Genomic DNA, 15,781 nt, shown 5'->3' with positions numbered 1-15,781 from the left:
GCGCGCTTCTTAAAACAAGGAGCAACCGATGTCCGGTTCGATGGCCCAGGCGTTCGCGCACAATTTTCTCGGGCATTCGCCCCGCTGGTACAAGGCGTGCATCGTCGGGTTTCTGATTATCAACACACTGGTGCTGTGGACCGTCGGCCCGGTCGCGGCCGGCTGGTTGCTGGTGATCGAGTTCATTTTCACCCTGGCCATGGCGCTCAAGTGCTACCCGCTGATGCCCGGCGGCTTGCTGCTGATCGAAGCGCTGCTGCTGAAAATGACCACACCCCAGGCGCTTTACGAAGAGCTGCAGCACAATTTCCCGGTGATTCTGCTGCTGATGTTCATGGTCGCCGGCATCTACTTCATGAAAGACCTGCTGCTGTTTCTGTTCTCGCGTCTGTTGCTGGGCGTGCGTTCGAAGGCGCTGCTGGCCCTGCTGTTCTGCTTTCTGTCGGCGTTTCTCTCGGCGTTTCTCGATGCACTGACCGTTACCGCAGTGATCATCAGCGCTGCCGTAGGCTTCTATTCGGTTTACCACCGGGTGGCCTCCGGCAACGATCCGCGCCAGGACAGCGAATTCAGCGATGACCAGCATCTGCCTCAACTGCATCACGAGGACCTGGAACAGTTTCGCGCCTTCCTGCGCAGCCTGTTGATGCACGGCGCCGTCGGCACTGCATTGGGCGGCGTCTGCACCCTGGTGGGCGAACCACAGAACCTGCTGATCGGCCATGAAATGGGTTGGCACTTCGCCGAATTCTTCCAAAAAGTCGCGCCGGTTTCCCTGCCGGTTCTGTTCGCGGGGCTGGTGACCTGCGTGTTGCTGGAGAAACTGCGCTGGTTCGGCTACGGCACGCTGCTGCCGGACAACGTACGCGCCGTGCTGGCCAACTACGCCGCCGAAGACAACGCCGAGCGCACCCCGCGCCAACGCGCCGCCCTGCTGGTGCAAGGCTGCGCTGCGTTGATCCTGATCGCCGGGCTGGCGTTCCATATCGCGGAAGTCGGCTTGATCGGCCTGATGGTGATTGTGCTGATCACGGCTTTCACCGGCATCACCGACGAGCACCGTTTGGGCAGCGCATTCAAGGACGCCATGCCGTTCACCGCACTGCTGGTGGTGTTCTTCGCCGTGGTGGCGGTGATTCACGACCAGCAACTGTTCGCGCCGCTGATCCAATGGGTGCTGGCGCTGCCGGCCGATCAGCAGCCGGGGATGCTGTTCATCGCCAACGGCCTGCTGTCGGCCATCAGTGACAACGTGTTCGTCGCCACGATCTACATCACCGAAGTGAAACAGGCGTTCCTGTCCGGCCACATGAGCCGCGAACACTTCGAGACGCTGGCGATCGCGATCAACACCGGCACCAACCTGCCGAGCGTGGCGACGCCCAATGGTCAGGCCGCGTTCCTGTTTCTGCTGACGTCGGCGATTGCGCCGCTGGTGCGGTTGTCCTACGGGCGGATGGTGTGGATGGCGTTGCCCTACACCGTGGTGATGGGATTGCTCGGCTGGTACGCCGTGAGTTACTGGCTGTAAAAACGAAAACGGGAGCCCTGGGGCTCCCGTTTTTTTATGCCTCGATCAGCGCGGCAAGAGGTACTTTTCGATGGCCTGTGCCACACCATCCTCGGTGTTCGGCCCCGTCACCATGTCGGCCTGACGCTTCACCGCATCCTCAGCCTGCCCCATGGCAATCGACAACCCGGCAACATGGAACATCGCCGGATCATTGCCGCCATCGCCAATTGCGGCGGTCTGCGCCAGCGGTACGCCCAAGTGCTCCGCCAGGGTTGCCAGTGCGGCACCCTTGTTGGCGTCCATCGCAGTCACATCCAGAAAAACCGGTTGCGATCGCGACACCTGCGCCAACCCTTCGACCTTCGGCAGCAATTGCGCCTCCAGTTCGATCAGCAATTGGGTGTTGTTGCTGGTCGCCACGATCTTGTCGATGCGTTCCAGATACGGCTCGAAGCTCTCCACCACCACCGGCGGATAACCGAGCCCGTGCTGCTCGCGCGGCACCATCGGCCCGTGCGGATCCTTGAGCAGCCAGTCGCCGCCGCTGAACACCCAGATTTCGACATCCGGCTGATCGGCGAACAATGCCAGTGCAGTCAACGCCGCCGTTACGGGCAGGTAATGCGCAACCAGAATGCTGCCATCCGGGTTGACGATCGTGCCGCCGTTGAACGCCGCCGTCGGCAGATCGACGCCCAGCGCTTCGATCTGCTGCAACATGGCTTTGGGCGGCCGCCCGGTGGCCAGGCTGAACAGCACGCCCGCCTCGCGCAGCGCACGAACCGCGTCAATCGTGCGCTGGCTCAGGCTGTGATCGGGCAGCAACAGCGTGCCGTCCATGTCACTCAACAGAAAACGGATCGGCTCGCTCATCCGAGACCATGCCAGACGCGACCATCGCGAGTCAGCAGATCATCGGCGGCTTTCGGCCCGTCTTCGCCGGCGGCGTAACCCTGCACGCTCGCGTCCTGTTGCCAGGCGTCGAGGAACGGCTGAACCGCGCGCCAGCCGTTCTCGATGTTGTCGGCGCGCTGGAACAGCGTCTGGTCACCGGTCAGGCAGTCGTAGATCAGGGTTTCGTAGCCGGTGGACGGCTGCATTTCGAAGAAGTCCTTGTAGGCGAACCCCAGCTCGATGTTGGCCATGTTCAGCGCCGGCCCCGGCCGTTTGGCCAGCAGGTCGAACCACATGCCTTCATTGGGCTGGATCTGGATACGCAGGTAGGTCGGCTGCAATTCGTCGACCTCGGTGTCCCGGAACTGCGCATACGGGGCCGGTTTGAAGCAGATGACGATCTCGGTGTCGCGCACGCTCATGCGCTTGCCGGTGCGCAGGTAGAACGGCACGCCGACCCAGCGCCAGTTGTCGATCATCACTTTCAGCGCCACGTAGGTTTCCGTGGTGCTGTCGGGCGAGACGTTGTTCTCGTCGCGATAACCGGCCACCGGTTTGCCGGCGACTTCACCGGCGCTGTACTGGCCGCGCACCGAGTTTTCCCGTGCTTCTTCGGTAGTCCAGGGGCGAATCGCGCCGACTACCTTGGCCTTCTCGCCCCGCACCGCATCGGCGCCGAACGCGGCCGGTGGCTCCATCGCGACCATGGCCAGCAACTGGAACAGGTGATTGGGCACCATGTCCCGCAGGGCGCCGGTGTGTTCGTAGAAACTGCCACGGGTTTCGACGCCGACGGTTTCGGCGGCGGTGATCTGCACGTGGTCGATGTAATGGTTGTTCCAGAACGCTTCGAACAGGCTGTTGGAGAACCGGCTGACGAGAATGTTCTGCACGGTTTCCTTGCCCAGATAGTGATCGATCCGGTAGATCTGCTTTTCCGACATGACCTTGAGCAGGCAGGCGTTCAACGCCTCGGCAGTTTGCAGGTCGGAGCCGAACGGTTTTTCGATCACCACCCTTCTGAAGGCTTCCGGGGTTTCTTCGAGCAACCCGGCGCTGCCGAGACGGCGCACCACTTCGCTGAAGAAACGTGGCGCGGTGGCCAGGTAGAACACCGCATTGCCAGTGCCGCTGTCGGCGATTTTCGCCGCCAGGGCTGAATAAGTGCTGTCGTCCAGGAAGTCGCCCTGGACGTAGCTGATGCCTTTGGCGAGCTTGGCCCACAAGGCCGGATCAAGTATCTGATCGCCCTTGCCGACTTTCGCTGCCACTTCGGTGCGGATGAAGTCTTCGAGCTTTTGCGCGAAGGCTTCATCGGTGATGGCGTTGTGGTCAACGCCGACGATCCGCAGGCCATCATCCAGCAGGCCGTCGCGACTCAGGTTGTACAGCGCCGGCATGAGCAGGCGCTTGACCAGATCACCGTGGGCGCCGAACAGAAACAGCGTGGTCGGTGGCGCGGGTTCTGCCTTGGATTTCCTGCGGATCGTATGGGTCATTTCTTCGGTGTCTCCACGTGGCCGCCGAAGCCGAAGCGCTGGGCCGAAAGAATCTTGTCGCCGAAAGTACCCTGGCCGCGCGAGCGGTAGCGCGAGAACAGCGAGTTGGACAGCACCGGTACCGGCACCGCTTGTTCCATGGCCGCTTCAATGGTCCATTGACCTTCGCCGCTGTCCGCCACGGAGCCCGAGAAACCGTCGAGTTTCGGATCGCTGGCCAGCGCGTCGGCGGTCAGGTCCAGCAGCCAGGACGACACCACGCTGCCACGACGCCAGACTTCGGCGATGTCGGCCACGTTCAGGTCGAAACGCTGATCTTCCGGCAGACGCTCGCTGGACTTGGTCTTGAGGATGTCGAAACCTTCGGCGAAGGCCGCCATCATCCCGTACTCGATCCCGTTGTGGATCATCTTGACGAAGTGACCGGCACCGGCAGGACCTGCGTGGATGTAGCCGTGCTCGGCACGGTGGTCATCGGACTTGCGGTCCTTGGTGCGCGGGATGTCGCCCATGCCCGGCGCCAGCGCGGCGAACAGCGGGTCCAGACGTTTAACGGTCTCGGCATCGCCGCCGATCATCATGCAGTAGCCGCGCTCCAGGCCCCAGACGCCGCCGGAGGTGCCGACGTCGATGTAGTGCAGGCCTTTCTCGGCCAGGGTTTTGGCCCGGCGGATGTCGTCCTTGTAGTTGGTGTTGCCGCCATCGATGATGGTGTCGCCCGCCTCGAGCAGATTGCTCAGGGTTTCGATGGTGTCTTCAGTCGGTGCGCCGGCCGGCAGCATGACCCACACCGCACGCGGCTTGGCCAGGCCTGCGACCAGTGCAGGCAGGTCGGCGACGCCGGTAGAGCCCTCGGCGGCCAGGGTGTCGACAAAGGCGGTATTGCGGTCGTAAACAACGGTGGTGTGACCGTTGAGCATCAGACGTCGCGCAATATTGCCGCCCATGCGGCCCAGTCCAATAATCCCGAGTTGCATGTGCTGATGCTCCTTACTACAAATAAAAGTGTGTCAAAGGTATAGCCCAACGCGACTAATGGAGGTTAGTCCAGAGCGTCGGGTTGAAGTTTCCGTGCATTGTGCCCGATCCAGACTGATAACGTCTGGAAACGTGCCGAAGACACAACGACCATGAAAAATAAAAAAGTTCCATTCACGAGCAAAAGAAATCAAAATCGGCGCCGATAGCAGGTCAAGGTCCGAAACCGGGGCTGATCTGCAGTTGAGACACGCCATTTGCGAGGTGAGCAATGGGCACAGTACACACAGCAATGCCGCCACAAACCCTGTACGTCACCATCCGTCGCGATGAATTGCGGCAGTTGAAAGATGAACGCGATCAGCTCAAGCAGGAACTCGCGCAATTGCGCCTGCTGACCCAGGGCGCCGAGCCAAAGCCCTTGCCGCGCGTACAGCGCTCGCCCCACGCCTGATCTCCCCGCCCGTTTCGGGAGCGGCCATTGCCGTTCCCGACATGCTGCACCTCTGGCCATTTTCGGCAACTAACAAAGTTTTCACATTCGCTTGTTGATACTCCGGCGCATTCTGGCCATGCGTGTGTGCGCATGGCCTCCGTTCGTCGGGTTCATGCGCCGGTTGCATGAAGCGCCCGGCGGTGGATGTGACGACTGAGCTGGAGTGCTGAATGGCGGTGTTCAAACGCAGCAATACGACTGCGACAGGTTTCGACTGGGCCGGTTTTCTCTGGCTGTTCGTGTTTTTCTGGTACTTCTCCGGTATCACCCAACTGCTGATCCAGTTGACGGGCACCTCTGGGTTCACCGGGTTCCGCCAGGCCTTCGTGATGAGCGCCGTGTGGCTCGCGCCGATGCTGCTGTTCCCCAAACGCACCCGTCTGCTCGCCGCACTGATCGGCGTGGTGCTGTGGGCCTGCTCGATGGCCAGCCTGGGTTACTTCTTCATCTACCAGCAGGAATTCTCCCAGAGCGTGATCTTCATCATGTTCGAGTCGAACGTGTCCGAAGCCGGCGAGTACATGACCCAGTACTTTGCCTGGTGGATGGTCCCGGCGTTCCTCGCGCACACCGCGTTCGCCTATTTCCTGTGGACCCGCCTGCGTCCGGTGTACCTGCCCCGTGGCCGCGCATTCGTCGCCGCCATGGCGATTCTGGTGGCCGTGATCGGTTATCCGCTGATCAAGCAGACAATGCGCACCGGCAGCTTCGCCCAGGGCTTCGAGAAATTCGAAACCCGTATCGAGCCGGCCGTGCCGTGGCAGATGGCCGTGGCTTATCACCGCTATCAGGAAACCCTGGCCGACATGCAGGGCATGCTGCACAGCGCGAGCAAGATCCCGCCGCTGAAAAACCTCAAGGACTCGGGCGCCAACCAGCCGGCAACCCTGGTGCTGGTGATCGGCGAATCCACCAACCGCCAGCGCATGAGCCTCTACGGTTACCCGCGTAAAACCACGCCGGAACTGGACAAGCTCAAGGATCAGCTGTCGGTCTTCGATAACGTCATCACCCCGCGCCCTTACACCATCGAGGCGCTGCAACAGGTGCTGACCTTCGCCGACGAAGAAAACCCGGACCTGTACCTGTCCACGCCGTCGCTGGTCAGCATGATGAAACAGGCCGGCTACAAGACCTTCTGGATCACCAACCAGCAGACCATGACCAAGCGCAACACCATGCTCACGACGTTCTCCGAACAGGCCGACGAGCAGGTGTACCTGAACAACAACCGCAACCAGAACGCCGCGCAGTACGATGGCGACGTGATCGAGCCGTTTAACAAGGCCCTGGCCGACGCGGCGCCGCGCAAGTTGATCGTCGTGCATCTGCTCGGTACGCACATGAGCTACCAGTACCGTTATCCGCCGAGCTTCGACAAGTTCCAGGATCGCAACGGCGTTCCGGCCGGCGTGCGTGATGATCAGGTGCCGACCTACAACAGCTACGACAACGCGGTGCTGTACAACGATTTCGTGGTCTCGAGCCTGATCAAGGACTACGCCAAATCCGATCCGAACGGCTTTTTGCTGTACCTCTCCGACCACGGTGAAGACGTGTTCGACTCGGTGGGCCACAGCACGCTGGGCCGCAACGAAAACAAGCCGACGGCGCCGATGTACACCATTCCGTTCATGGCCTGGGCGTCGCCGAAGTGGCGTGAAAACCACGACTGGAGTTTCGCCGGGGATCTGAGCCGCCCTTACAGCAGCTCGCACCTGATCCACACTTGGGCGGATCTGGCCGGCTTGAGTTTCGATGAACTCGACCGCACCAAAAGCCTGGTCAGCGACAGCTTCAAGCCGCGTCCGCTGTTGATCGGCAACCCTTACGAACGCGAACAGCGGGCCCTGATCGACTTCAGCCTGATGAAGCCGAAAAAACCCGCCACCACGACCACGGAAGTGGTGCTGCAGGAATAACAAAAAGGGCCGGAAACGGCCCTTTTTTCATTTCGGCGAAACATCTTCAAATAACAATATTTCTCGTTTGACACTAAATCGCACTGCCCGCCTTCGTCTTTGAGCAAACGGAATTTTTCCCTCGAAGACAAGGAGTCGGCTGCGATGTTCGCGCCCATCACCCGTTCCATGACCCTCACCCTCGGTCTGTGCAGTGTTGCACTGAGCCCGGATCTGCTGGCTGAAACCGACACAGAAAAACAGTCGCCCCCCGCTGCGCCGGCCCTGGAGCTGGCCTCCACCAGCGTCACCGCCCAAGGCCTGGGCAACACCACCGAAAACACCCACGCCTACACCACCGGCGCCATGAGCACGGCGACGCGGTTGAACCTGTCGATCAAGGAAACCCCGCAATCGGTGTCCGTGGTCACCCGTCAGCAGATGGATGATTTCAAACTCGGTACATTGTCCGAGGCCATGAGCCAGACCACCGGCATCGTGGTGCAGCACAACGACTCGGATCGGGTCAGCTATTCGTCCCGCGGCTACTCGATCAACAATTTCCAGATCGACGGGATGCTCAACACCTTCCAGTACATGAAGTCCGATTCGGACACCATCATCTACGACCGCATCGAAGTCGTGCGCGGCGCCACCGGCCTGACCACCGGCGCAGGCGATCCGTCGGCAACCATCAACATGGTGCGCAAACGCCCGACCGCCCAATGGCAGGCTCAGGCCGGTGCGAGCGGCGGCAGCTATGACGATTACTACAGTTACGTCGATGTCGGCGGCCCACTGGCGTTCGATGGGCGCCTGCGCGGTCGCAGCGTGCTGGCCTATCGTGACCAGGGATCGTTTCGCGACAAGTACGCCCTGAAACGGGAAGTCGGCTACGGCATCCTCGAAGCCGACCTGACCGACTCCACGGTGCTGGCAGTCGGTTACGACTATCAGGACAAACAGGTACAAGGCTCTTCGTGGGGCACCTTGCCGTACTGGAACGCTGATGGCAGCAAGGCCAGCCTCGGACGCTCGACCAACATGGCGACCTCCTGGAGCTCCTGGCCGCTGCGGGACAAGACCGCGTTCGCCACCCTCGATCAGGCCCTGGCGGGCGACTGGCACCTGAAAGCCGCCTACACCCACCGCAAGAGCGATACCGACGGCAAGGTCTACTACGCCGGCGCCGGTTTCCCCGAGCCCGATCGCAGCGGCATGACCGCCTACAGCTCGCACATGATCGGCCCGCAGCGCATGAAGGCGTACGACTTCAACCTGTCCGGCCCCTACTCGCTGCTGGGTCGCGAACATCAGATGATGATCGGCTATGGCGAAGCCGAACGCAGCTCCAGCTCGCCGTACACCGTTGACGGTCCGGTGGCGCGCAACTACAGCACCATCCGCGACTGGAAGTACATGGGCGACATCGCCAGATTCCCGGACACCGTGACCGGGCTCACCAGCTCCAAAGACAGCACGCAACAAAAAGCGGGTTATCTGGCGACCCGCCTGAGCCTGACGGACGACCTGCACGCCGTGCTCGGCACCCGTTACGGCAGCTGGAAGGCGTCAAAAACGGCCAACACCTTCGACGACAACCTGCAACTGGAAAGCGTCGATGCCAGCCGTCAGCAGCACAACGACATGTGGACGCCCTACGCTGGCCTGCTCTATGACCTGACGCCGGAGTACACCGTTTACGCCAGCTACACCGACATCTTCAAACCGCAGACCTACCGCGACGCCAACCGCAAGTTCATCGAACCGATCGTTGGCAGCAACTATGAAATCGGACTCAAGGGCAGCCTGCTGGACGAACGCCTGAATCTGGCCACTGCCATTTTCTGGAGCAAGCAGGACAACGTCGCCGAAGTGGATGACTCGGTGCCGCCGGATCCGGTGACGCTGGAGGAGTTCTACAAATCCGGCGGGAAAGGCAACAAGGTCAACGGTTTCGAAGCCGAGGTCTCGGGCGAAGTTCTCGACGGCTGGAACATGACCGCCGGTTACACCTACACCCACTCGGTCAACGGCGAGAAAAACCGCACCAACACCAACCAGCCGCTGAACCTGTTCCGTTTGTCCACGGCCTATCGCTTGCCGGGCAACTGGAACGCCCTGACCGTGGGCGGCGCGGTGAACTGGCAGAGCGACGTCTACGGCAATTCCAACCGCCCGGTCGGACGCAACGCCAATGGCCGGATCATCACCGAGCGGGCGCGAATCAGTCAGGACGCCTACACGGTGGTCAAGTTGATGTCGCGTTATGAGTTCGACAAACACCTGTCGGCGTCCCTCAACGTCGACAACCTGTTCGACAAGAAGTACTACGACAACGTCGGCTTCTACAACGGCGTGTTCTGGGGCGATCCTCGCACCGTGACGCTGAGCCTCGACTGGAAACTCTGACGCCCTTCCCTTACGACCTGCGCGCGTCATTCACGCGTGCAGCGTTCGTCCGATATGCCGTGGAAACACCCGGTAAAACCTACACTGAACGAGCGTTAACCTCTCGTTAATGCCCTCGACGGACACTGCGCCCCGAGGACCAGATTCATGGACGAACGGCTCCGACATTTTTCGTAGGAGGCACCATGAAAACCACGACTGCAATCCTTGCAGGTCTACTCACCCTCGCATCCGCCAGCGCATTCGCCGAAGGCGGCGCCGAGCGCATGAGACATTACTGGGCAAACTTCCCGGTTCATTCCGCACAGAGCCAGCAGGCTGACGCGAAGACTAACGAACTCAAGGTTCCGGACGACCAGACCGCCCAGGTCACCGAGTCCTATCGCCCATGAGCGAACGCTTTACCGATGGACCTGCGATGGCTCCGCTCTGGCCCCGCAGATGACAGTTGGGCGCCCTTTCCGGGCGCCTTTTTTTATGCCTGCAGATCCTTGATCCAGAACAGCATGCGCCCGTGACTCGGGTCGAACATGCCCGGCGCGAAGCCGAACTTGGCGTAGGAATTTTGCGCCACGGCGTTGCCTTCAAGCACTTCCAGAGTGATCTTGCAGCACCCGCGCTGACGGGCGATGTCCTCGACCTTGCGCAGCATTTTCTGACTCAGCCCCAAACCGCGAAACTTCGTCACCACCGACACGTCATGCACGTTGACCAGCGGCTTGCAGGCAAACGTGGAAAACCCTTCAAAGCAGTTCACCAGCCCTGCCGGCTCGCCACCGACAAACGCCAGGACGCTGAATGCGTGGGGCCGCTTGGCCAGTTCGGCGGGCAGTTGCTGCAACAGTTCGGGAGCAATGGGATGGCCGCCGCCCATCGGGTCTTCGGCGTAATGATTGAGCACCACACCGATGGCCTCGGCATGCACCGGGTTGGTGTAACTGGCTTGAAGCACAAGAATTTCTGCGGAATCCATTTCCTTCCTCGATCGCACGGGGCCCCGGCGCGTTTGATACGCACTGATAGGCCCAGCGACCTTAGCGCGAGGCAGGTCCGGCCACAACCCGGCGTTTTCAGTGCCCCCAGATAAGCTCTTCGGTCCAGCCCAGTTCGGCGAAATCCTCGGCTCGCAAACCGGACTCGCCGGCACAAAAAAACTCGTCCAGTTGCGGCGGCTTCACCGGCGTGTCGCTGAGCATGGCGTGGACCTGGCCACGGTGGTGGATCTGGTGTTCGAACAGATGCGAAATCATCCGCAGACGGCTGTCGTGCTGCGGCGTGTCGCGGGCGATGGTGACGATGCGCCCCAGATCGGCATCGCGCAGTTGCTCGCAGTAAGCGATCAGCCGACGGTCGACATGCGCCTGTTCACGGCGCAAGGCCTGCGCCTCGGTGAAGGGTTCGTCAGCGTTGAAGAACACGTAGCAATCGGGATGCGGCTCGTCACCGCGCAACTCGCGTTCCAGCGCATCGACGTAGAACCAGTCGCAGGTGAGGATGTGATTGAGGGTCAGGCGGATGCTCGGGAAGAAACTCACCCGTGGCGCCGTCAGCTGCGCGTCATCGAGCTGGCTCCAGGCCTTCGCCAGTCGATGGTTGGCCCAGGCATTCTGATAGGCCATGGTCAGCAAATGGTGGGACAGTGGCTGAGTCATGTCGCGCCCTCCGTGTTTCAGGTCTCGGCGAAGCGTTGCAGCTGCATCTCCTGCAAGCGGCTGAGGGTCCGGCGGAACGGAAATTCCAGGTAGCCCTCGGTGTACAGCGCGTCCATCGGCACTTCGGCCTCGATGTACAGCGGCACCTTGCGGTCGTAGCACTCGTCGACCAGCGCGATGAAGCGGCGCACGCCGTCGTCGTGCACCGACAGTTGCGGCAATTCGCGATCGCCGGCCACCACCCGTTCCGCGCCGTCCTCGGTGCCACGGGCAATCCGCCCTTCGCGCTTTTTCGCGCTGAGGTTCGGCACCTCGCTCAACAGGATAGCCCGGTAGGTGTCGCACAGCGCGATGAAGTCCATGGCGGCGAACGGTTGCTCGCACAGGTCGGCGTAACGGCACCACAGCACCGAATCGCTGGCCTGCACCACGTTCAAGGCGCGGTAACCGACCGGCACCGGTTCGGCACTGACGGTTTGCCCGGCGGTCAAGGCGTCGAATACCTGGATTAGCGCGCTCTCCTGCCCCGGCAGAGCGACCCAGTAACGTTGCTCGATGGCGCCGGGATGCAGCCGGTGATCTTCGGCGCCATTCACCGCGACCACTTGCATGTGCTGCTTGATCGCGGTGATTGCCGGCAGGAAGCGGTCGCGGTTGAAGCCGTCGGCATACAGCTGATCCGGCGGCAGGTTGGAGGTACAGACCACCACCACGCCTTCGTCGAACATCACCTGAAACAGCCGCCCGAGAATGATCGCGTCACCGATGTCATTGACGAACAGTTCATCGAAACACAACACCCGCACCTCGGCCGCCAACTCACGTGCCAGCGCCCGCAATGGATCGGCGATCCCGGTCAGTTGAAAGGAACGCTGGTGCACCCAGCCCATGAAGTGATGAAAGTGTTGCCGCCGCGCCGGCACTCGCAGGCTTTGATGGAACTGGTCCATCAGCCAGGTTTTGCCGCGCCCGACCGGGCCCCACAGGTAAACGCCGGTGACCGAACGGGCACCGGCATGCAGGGCTTCATGGCATTTTTGCAAGGCCCAGACCGCGTGTTCCTGGGCTTCATCCTGGATGAAGCCCTTGTGGTCGACGGCGTATTGCCAGGCGCTCAGGGGGGAGTCGAAAGTCATGCGCGGCAGTATGCCACGATGGCTACAGGGAAATATCCAGCCGAGCGATTTTGCCCTGTTCGTTGAGCCGGAACGTGTAGCGCAGCTCCAGCGGGCTGCCGGGAAACGTTCCGGAGATCAGCCCTTGCACCAGCACTTTGCCGGTGCGCTGCTGAACGCCCAGCACTTCGACCCGCGGCTGATAGCGCTGGGCGGTGTCTTGCATCCAGTTGGCGATGGCCTGCGGGCCGACCTGATGATGGCCTTCATCGAACACATGGGCATCCTCGGCAAAAAAACTGCCGACCCGGGACGTATCGCGAGCATTGGCGGCGTTGATGTACTCAACGATGGCCGGGGCGAGGATCGAGGTGGGATGGAACATGATTACAGCTCCTTTTTTCGGGTTCTGTCGCCATCCTAGAACAGCCCTGCGTCAGTTCCTGTCAGGAGTGAAACGGCCATTTTCGTCCAGTTGCATCTGCCGCTGCCAGGTGCGCAGCAGGTCGCTGCGACGCCCCGGATAGCGCTCGCCCTGCAGGCTGGCGGCGGCAATCCGGTCGGTGCGAAACGTGCGATAGGCGCCGCGCAATTCGCACCACGCGACGATGATCCGCACCTCGTTGAGAAAGCCCAGCGCCAGCGGCCAGATCAAGCGCTGGCTCTGCACCTGCTGCGCATCGGCGTAATCGATGTGCAGCTTGGCCTGATCGCGGATCGCGTGACGGAAAACGTTCAACGGCACCGCGTTTTGCGGAAAGCCGTAGCCCGAAGGCCCGGGCATGACGGTTGGATTGCGCAGCGCTTCCTGGGCCTGCGGGTCCAGCACCGCAGCGATTTTCGCCAGTGCATCCGCCGCAGCCTTGCTCAGCACCTCGTCGCCGCGCTGATCGACATAACGCAGGCCCAGCACGATGGCTTCGGTCTCGTCGGCGTTGAGCATCAGCGGCGGCAGGAACAGGCCGCTGCGCAGCACATAACCGATGCCCGCCTCGCCATGGATCGGCGCGCCGAGTGCGGTCAGTTCGGCGATGTCGCGATAGAGGGTGCGTTCGGAGATTTCCAGCTCGGAGGCCAGCGTTGCTGCGGTGACCGGGCGTTTCTTGCCGCGCAGCACTTGCAACAGGGTCAACAGACGAGTGGTTCGCGACACGGTGTAAGGCTCCGGGCAAAAATTTGCCGGAGCTTAGCAGAGCCTGGTGTCAGAAATTGTCAGGAGCTTTCACCAGGCTCGGAGAGGATCACGCGTCGACTTTGTGCCGGGCCGCGTACAGACAAAGCATTTCCATGGCCAGGGTCGCCGCCGCCAGCGACGTTACGTCTGCATGGTCATAGGCCGGCGCCACTTCCACCACGTCCATGCCCACCAGATTGATCCCGCGCAGGCCGCCAAGGATCTCCAGCGCCTGCACCGTGCTCAGGCCGCCGCACACCGGCGTACCGGTGCCCGGTGCAAAGGCCGGATCGAGGCAATCGATGTCGAACGTCAGGTACACCGGGTTATCCCCGACCCGCGCGCGAATGGCCTCGACAATCGCTTCGCAGCCACGGCGATGCACCTGCCGCGCGTCCAGCACCTGAAAGCCCTGATGATCGTCATTGGTGGTGCGCAAACCGATCTGCACCGAACGCGACGGATCCACCAGCCCTTCCCGCGCCGCGTGCCAGAACATGGTGCCGTGATCGACCCGTTTGCCGCCCTCGTCCGGCCAGGTGTCGCTGTGGGCGTCGAAGTGGATCAGCGACAGCGTGCCGTGCTTGCGCGCATGGGCCTTGAGCAGCGGATAGCTGATGAAGTGGTCGCCGCCAAAGGTGAGCATCGCGCTGCCGGAGCTGAGGATGTGCTCGGCGTGGGCCTCGATGCTTTCCGGGATCGTATGCGGCGAGCCGTAATCGAAGTCGCAATCGCCGTAATCAATCACCGCCAGATGATCGAACGGGTCGAACGCCCACGGCCAGTGACGTTCCCAAGCAATCCCGGTGGACGCCGCACGAATCCCGCGCGGCCCGAAACGTGCGCCGGGACGGTTGCTGGTCGCGGTGTCGAACGGCACACCGCTGACCGCCACGTCCACGCCGCGCAGGTCGCGGCTGTAGCGCCGGCGCATGAAACTGGTGATCCCGGCGTAGGTGCTTTCGGCGGCGGTGCCGAAAAGGCTGTCACGGGTCAGGGCCTGATCGTTTTGCATGGGCACGTCCATCGGTGTGTTCCTGTTGTTATGAAGGGCTATTGACGGCTACGGAAAGTGGTCCACAAACGTGTGCGCTGGCGCATGTCCTTGAGGCTCATGCTGTGGTCGGCGTACAGCCGCTCGCGCACTTCGGGTTTCGGGAAAATGTCCGGATCGTTGCGCACTGCTTCATCCACCAGCGGCGTGGCGGCCTGGTTGGCGGTGGCAAAGAACAACGTATTGGTAAGCGCCGCCACGGATTCGGGGCGCAACATGAACTCGATGAAGGTGCGTGCCGCTTCCGGATGCGGCGCGTCTTTCGGGATGGCGAGGTTGTCCTGCCACACCAGCGTGCCTTCCTTCGGGATCCGGTAAGCCACTTCAAACGGCTTGTTGGCCTTACGCGCCTGATCGGCGGCCATGCTCGCGTCACCGTTGTAGGTCAGCGCCAGGCAGACGCTGCCGTTGGCCAGATCGCTGATCTGCCGGCCGGTGGCGACGTACAGCACCGAAGGCTGCAACTTCTGCAACAAGGCGTCGGCGGCGGCCAGATCGTTCTTGTCGGTGCTATAGGGATCTTTACCGAGATAGTGCAGCGCGAGGCCGATCACTTCCTGCGGCGAGTCAAGAATGGCGATCCCGCAATCCTTGAGTTTGCTGGCGTATTCAGGCTTGAACAGCAGATCGAGGCTGTTGAGTGGCACATCCGGCAGCCGCTGTTTGACGGCTTCGACGTTCATGCCCAGCCCCAGCGTGCCCCAGGTGTATGGCACGCCGTAGCGGTTGCCGGGATCGACCGCCGCCAGTTTTTCCAGCAGATCGGGATCGAGATTGGCGTAACCCTTGAGTCCTTCGTGATGGATTTCCTTCAACGCGCCGGCGGCCAACCCACGGGCCAACACGCTGGACGACGGCACCACCACGTCATAACCGCTGCCGCCGGTGAGCAATTTGGTTTCCAGCACCTCGGACGTATCGAAGGTGTCGTAGCGCACGTGGATGCCGGTTTCCTTTTCGAAGCGCTGCAAGGTTTCAGGCGCCACGTAATCGGCCCAGCTGTAGAGATTGAGGGTTTTCTCTTCGGCCTGGGCGGCGATGGAGACGGTAAGCAACAAAGCGGGCAAACACAGCTTGAAGACGGGAGCCATGA

The 15,781-nt window shown here is 61.7% G+C and carries 15 protein-coding genes; 5 read left to right on the top strand and 10 right to left on the bottom strand.

Annotated elements, in window-relative coordinates; all coding sequences use genetic code 11:
- Positions 1 to 28: 28 nt before the first annotated feature.
- Complete coding sequence (gene nhaB, locus AC0R79_RS14770) at positions 29 to 1,531, top strand: sodium/proton antiporter NhaB (RefSeq protein WP_474730191.1); 1,503 nt, start codon at positions 29 to 31, stop codon at positions 1,529 to 1,531.
- Positions 1,532 to 1,576: 45 nt separating this feature from the next.
- Here nhaB and AC0R79_RS14765 read toward each other — a convergent pair whose 3' ends face one another.
- The 3 genes from AC0R79_RS14765 to gnd are packed head-to-tail and all read right to left on the bottom strand — an operon-like array spanning position 1,577 to position 4,883.
- Positions 1,577 to 2,386, bottom strand: a complete 810-nt coding sequence (locus AC0R79_RS14765; RefSeq protein WP_474730188.1) for an HAD family hydrolase — start codon at positions 2,384 to 2,386, stop codon at positions 1,577 to 1,579.
- Positions 2,383 to 3,906, bottom strand: coding sequence for a glucose-6-phosphate dehydrogenase (gene zwf / locus AC0R79_RS14760; RefSeq protein WP_127798041.1), 1,524 nt, complete (start codon positions 3,904 to 3,906; stop codon positions 2,383 to 2,385). Before zwf ends, AC0R79_RS14765 begins: the two co-directional genes overlap by 4 nt.
- On the bottom strand, positions 3,903 to 4,883 hold the full coding sequence (gnd, locus tag AC0R79_RS14755) for a phosphogluconate dehydrogenase (NAD(+)-dependent, decarboxylating) (protein WP_007957507.1): 981 nt from the start codon (positions 4,881 to 4,883) through the stop codon (positions 3,903 to 3,905). The genes zwf and gnd overlap by 4 nt, the downstream gene beginning before the upstream one ends.
- A 272-nt stretch (positions 4,884 to 5,155) precedes the next feature.
- On the opposite strand from gnd, the gene AC0R79_RS14750 reads away from it, so the two are divergent.
- The 4 genes from AC0R79_RS14750 to AC0R79_RS14735 all read left to right on the top strand — a co-directional run bounded on the left by AC0R79_RS14750 (position 5,156) and on the right by AC0R79_RS14735 (position 10,085).
- Positions 5,156 to 5,338, top strand: a complete 183-nt coding sequence (locus AC0R79_RS14750; protein WP_127798040.1) for a DUF6026 family protein — start codon at positions 5,156 to 5,158, stop codon at positions 5,336 to 5,338.
- A gap of 212 nt (positions 5,339 to 5,550) precedes the next feature.
- Entirely contained in the window at positions 5,551 to 7,302 is a 1,752-nt protein-coding gene (locus AC0R79_RS14745) for a phosphoethanolamine transferase CptA (protein ID WP_474730186.1), read from the top strand.
- A 144-nt stretch (positions 7,303 to 7,446) separates the two neighbouring features.
- Complete coding sequence (locus AC0R79_RS14740; RefSeq protein WP_474730184.1) at positions 7,447 to 9,693, top strand: TonB-dependent siderophore receptor; 2,247 nt, start codon at positions 7,447 to 7,449, stop codon at positions 9,691 to 9,693.
- 185 nt (positions 9,694 to 9,878) lie between these two features.
- On the top strand, positions 9,879 to 10,085 hold the full coding sequence (locus AC0R79_RS14735) for a hypothetical protein (RefSeq protein ID WP_007957512.1): 207 nt from the start codon (positions 9,879 to 9,881) through the stop codon (positions 10,083 to 10,085).
- A gap of 83 nt (positions 10,086 to 10,168) precedes the next feature.
- Here AC0R79_RS14735 and AC0R79_RS14730 read toward each other — a convergent pair whose 3' ends face one another.
- From AC0R79_RS14730 to AC0R79_RS14700, 7 genes are all read right to left on the bottom strand, one after another.
- Positions 10,169 to 10,666 carry a GNAT family N-acetyltransferase gene (locus AC0R79_RS14730; RefSeq protein WP_007957513.1) on the bottom strand — a complete coding sequence of 166 codons (498 nt, stop codon included), beginning with the start codon at positions 10,664 to 10,666 and terminating at the stop codon, positions 10,169 to 10,171.
- Between the two features lie 97 nt (positions 10,667 to 10,763).
- Complete coding sequence (locus AC0R79_RS14725) at positions 10,764 to 11,345, bottom strand: DinB family protein (RefSeq protein ID WP_474730180.1); 582 nt, start codon at positions 11,343 to 11,345, stop codon at positions 10,764 to 10,766.
- A 17-nt stretch (positions 11,346 to 11,362) separates the two neighbouring features.
- Positions 11,363 to 12,481 carry a cell division protein ZapE gene (gene zapE, locus AC0R79_RS14720; protein ID WP_474730178.1) on the bottom strand — a complete coding sequence of 373 codons (1,119 nt, stop codon included), beginning with the start codon at positions 12,479 to 12,481 and terminating at the stop codon, positions 11,363 to 11,365.
- 22 nt (positions 12,482 to 12,503) lie between these two features.
- Entirely contained in the window at positions 12,504 to 12,845 is a 342-nt protein-coding gene (locus tag AC0R79_RS14715) for a nuclear transport factor 2 family protein (RefSeq protein ID WP_007957516.1), read from the bottom strand.
- 51 nt (positions 12,846 to 12,896) lie between these two features.
- The gene (locus AC0R79_RS14710) at positions 12,897 to 13,613 is read right to left on the bottom strand and encodes a helix-turn-helix transcriptional regulator (RefSeq protein WP_085603962.1); all 717 of its coding nucleotides are present in this window, start codon (positions 13,611 to 13,613) and stop codon (positions 12,897 to 12,899) included.
- 88 nt (positions 13,614 to 13,701) lie between these two features.
- On the bottom strand, positions 13,702 to 14,661 hold the full coding sequence (gene speB, locus AC0R79_RS14705) for an agmatinase (protein WP_085603965.1): 960 nt from the start codon (positions 14,659 to 14,661) through the stop codon (positions 13,702 to 13,704).
- A 26-nt stretch (positions 14,662 to 14,687) separates the two neighbouring features.
- Positions 14,688 to 15,779, bottom strand: coding sequence for a polyamine ABC transporter substrate-binding protein (locus AC0R79_RS14700; RefSeq protein WP_474730175.1), 1,092 nt, complete (start codon positions 15,777 to 15,779; stop codon positions 14,688 to 14,690).
- Between the last annotated feature and the right edge of the window lie 2 nt (positions 15,780 to 15,781).

It is taken from the genome of Pseudomonas sp. HD57-3 (assembly GCF_056113135.1).
This window is presented reverse-complemented; position numbering and strand designations above follow the sequence as displayed.

What these genes read in the sequence shown, in the direction of transcription:
- nhaB (WP_474730191.1), top strand. Translation starts at nt 29, where the DNA reads ATGTCCGGTTCGATGGCCCAGGCGTTCGCGCACAATTTTCTCGGGCAT.
- AC0R79_RS14765 (WP_474730188.1), bottom strand. Translation starts at nt 2,386, where the DNA reads ATGAGCGAGCCGATCCGTTTTCTGTTGAGTGACATGGACGGCACGCTG.
- zwf (WP_127798041.1), bottom strand. Translation starts at nt 3,906, where the DNA reads ATGACCCATACGATCCGCAGGAAATCCAAGGCAGAACCCGCGCCACCG.
- gnd (WP_007957507.1), bottom strand. Translation starts at nt 4,883, where the DNA reads ATGCAACTCGGGATTATTGGACTGGGCCGCATGGGCGGCAATATTGCG.
- AC0R79_RS14750 (WP_127798040.1), top strand. Translation starts at nt 5,156, where the DNA reads ATGGGCACAGTACACACAGCAATGCCGCCACAAACCCTGTACGTCACC.
- AC0R79_RS14745 (WP_474730186.1), top strand. Translation starts at nt 5,551, where the DNA reads ATGGCGGTGTTCAAACGCAGCAATACGACTGCGACAGGTTTCGACTGG.
- AC0R79_RS14740 (WP_474730184.1), top strand. Translation starts at nt 7,447, where the DNA reads ATGTTCGCGCCCATCACCCGTTCCATGACCCTCACCCTCGGTCTGTGC.
- AC0R79_RS14735 (WP_007957512.1), top strand. Translation starts at nt 9,879, where the DNA reads ATGAAAACCACGACTGCAATCCTTGCAGGTCTACTCACCCTCGCATCC.
- AC0R79_RS14730 (WP_007957513.1), bottom strand. Translation starts at nt 10,666, where the DNA reads ATGGATTCCGCAGAAATTCTTGTGCTTCAAGCCAGTTACACCAACCCG.
- AC0R79_RS14725 (WP_474730180.1), bottom strand. Translation starts at nt 11,345, where the DNA reads ATGACTCAGCCACTGTCCCACCATTTGCTGACCATGGCCTATCAGAAT.
- zapE (WP_474730178.1), bottom strand. Translation starts at nt 12,481, where the DNA reads ATGACTTTCGACTCCCCCCTGAGCGCCTGGCAATACGCCGTCGACCAC.
- AC0R79_RS14715 (WP_007957516.1), bottom strand. Translation starts at nt 12,845, where the DNA reads ATGTTCCATCCCACCTCGATCCTCGCCCCGGCCATCGTTGAGTACATC.
- speB (WP_085603965.1), bottom strand. Translation starts at nt 14,661, where the DNA reads ATGGACGTGCCCATGCAAAACGATCAGGCCCTGACCCGTGACAGCCTT.
- AC0R79_RS14700 (WP_474730175.1), bottom strand. Translation starts at nt 15,779, where the DNA reads ATGGCTCCCGTCTTCAAGCTGTGTTTGCCCGCTTTGTTGCTTACCGTC.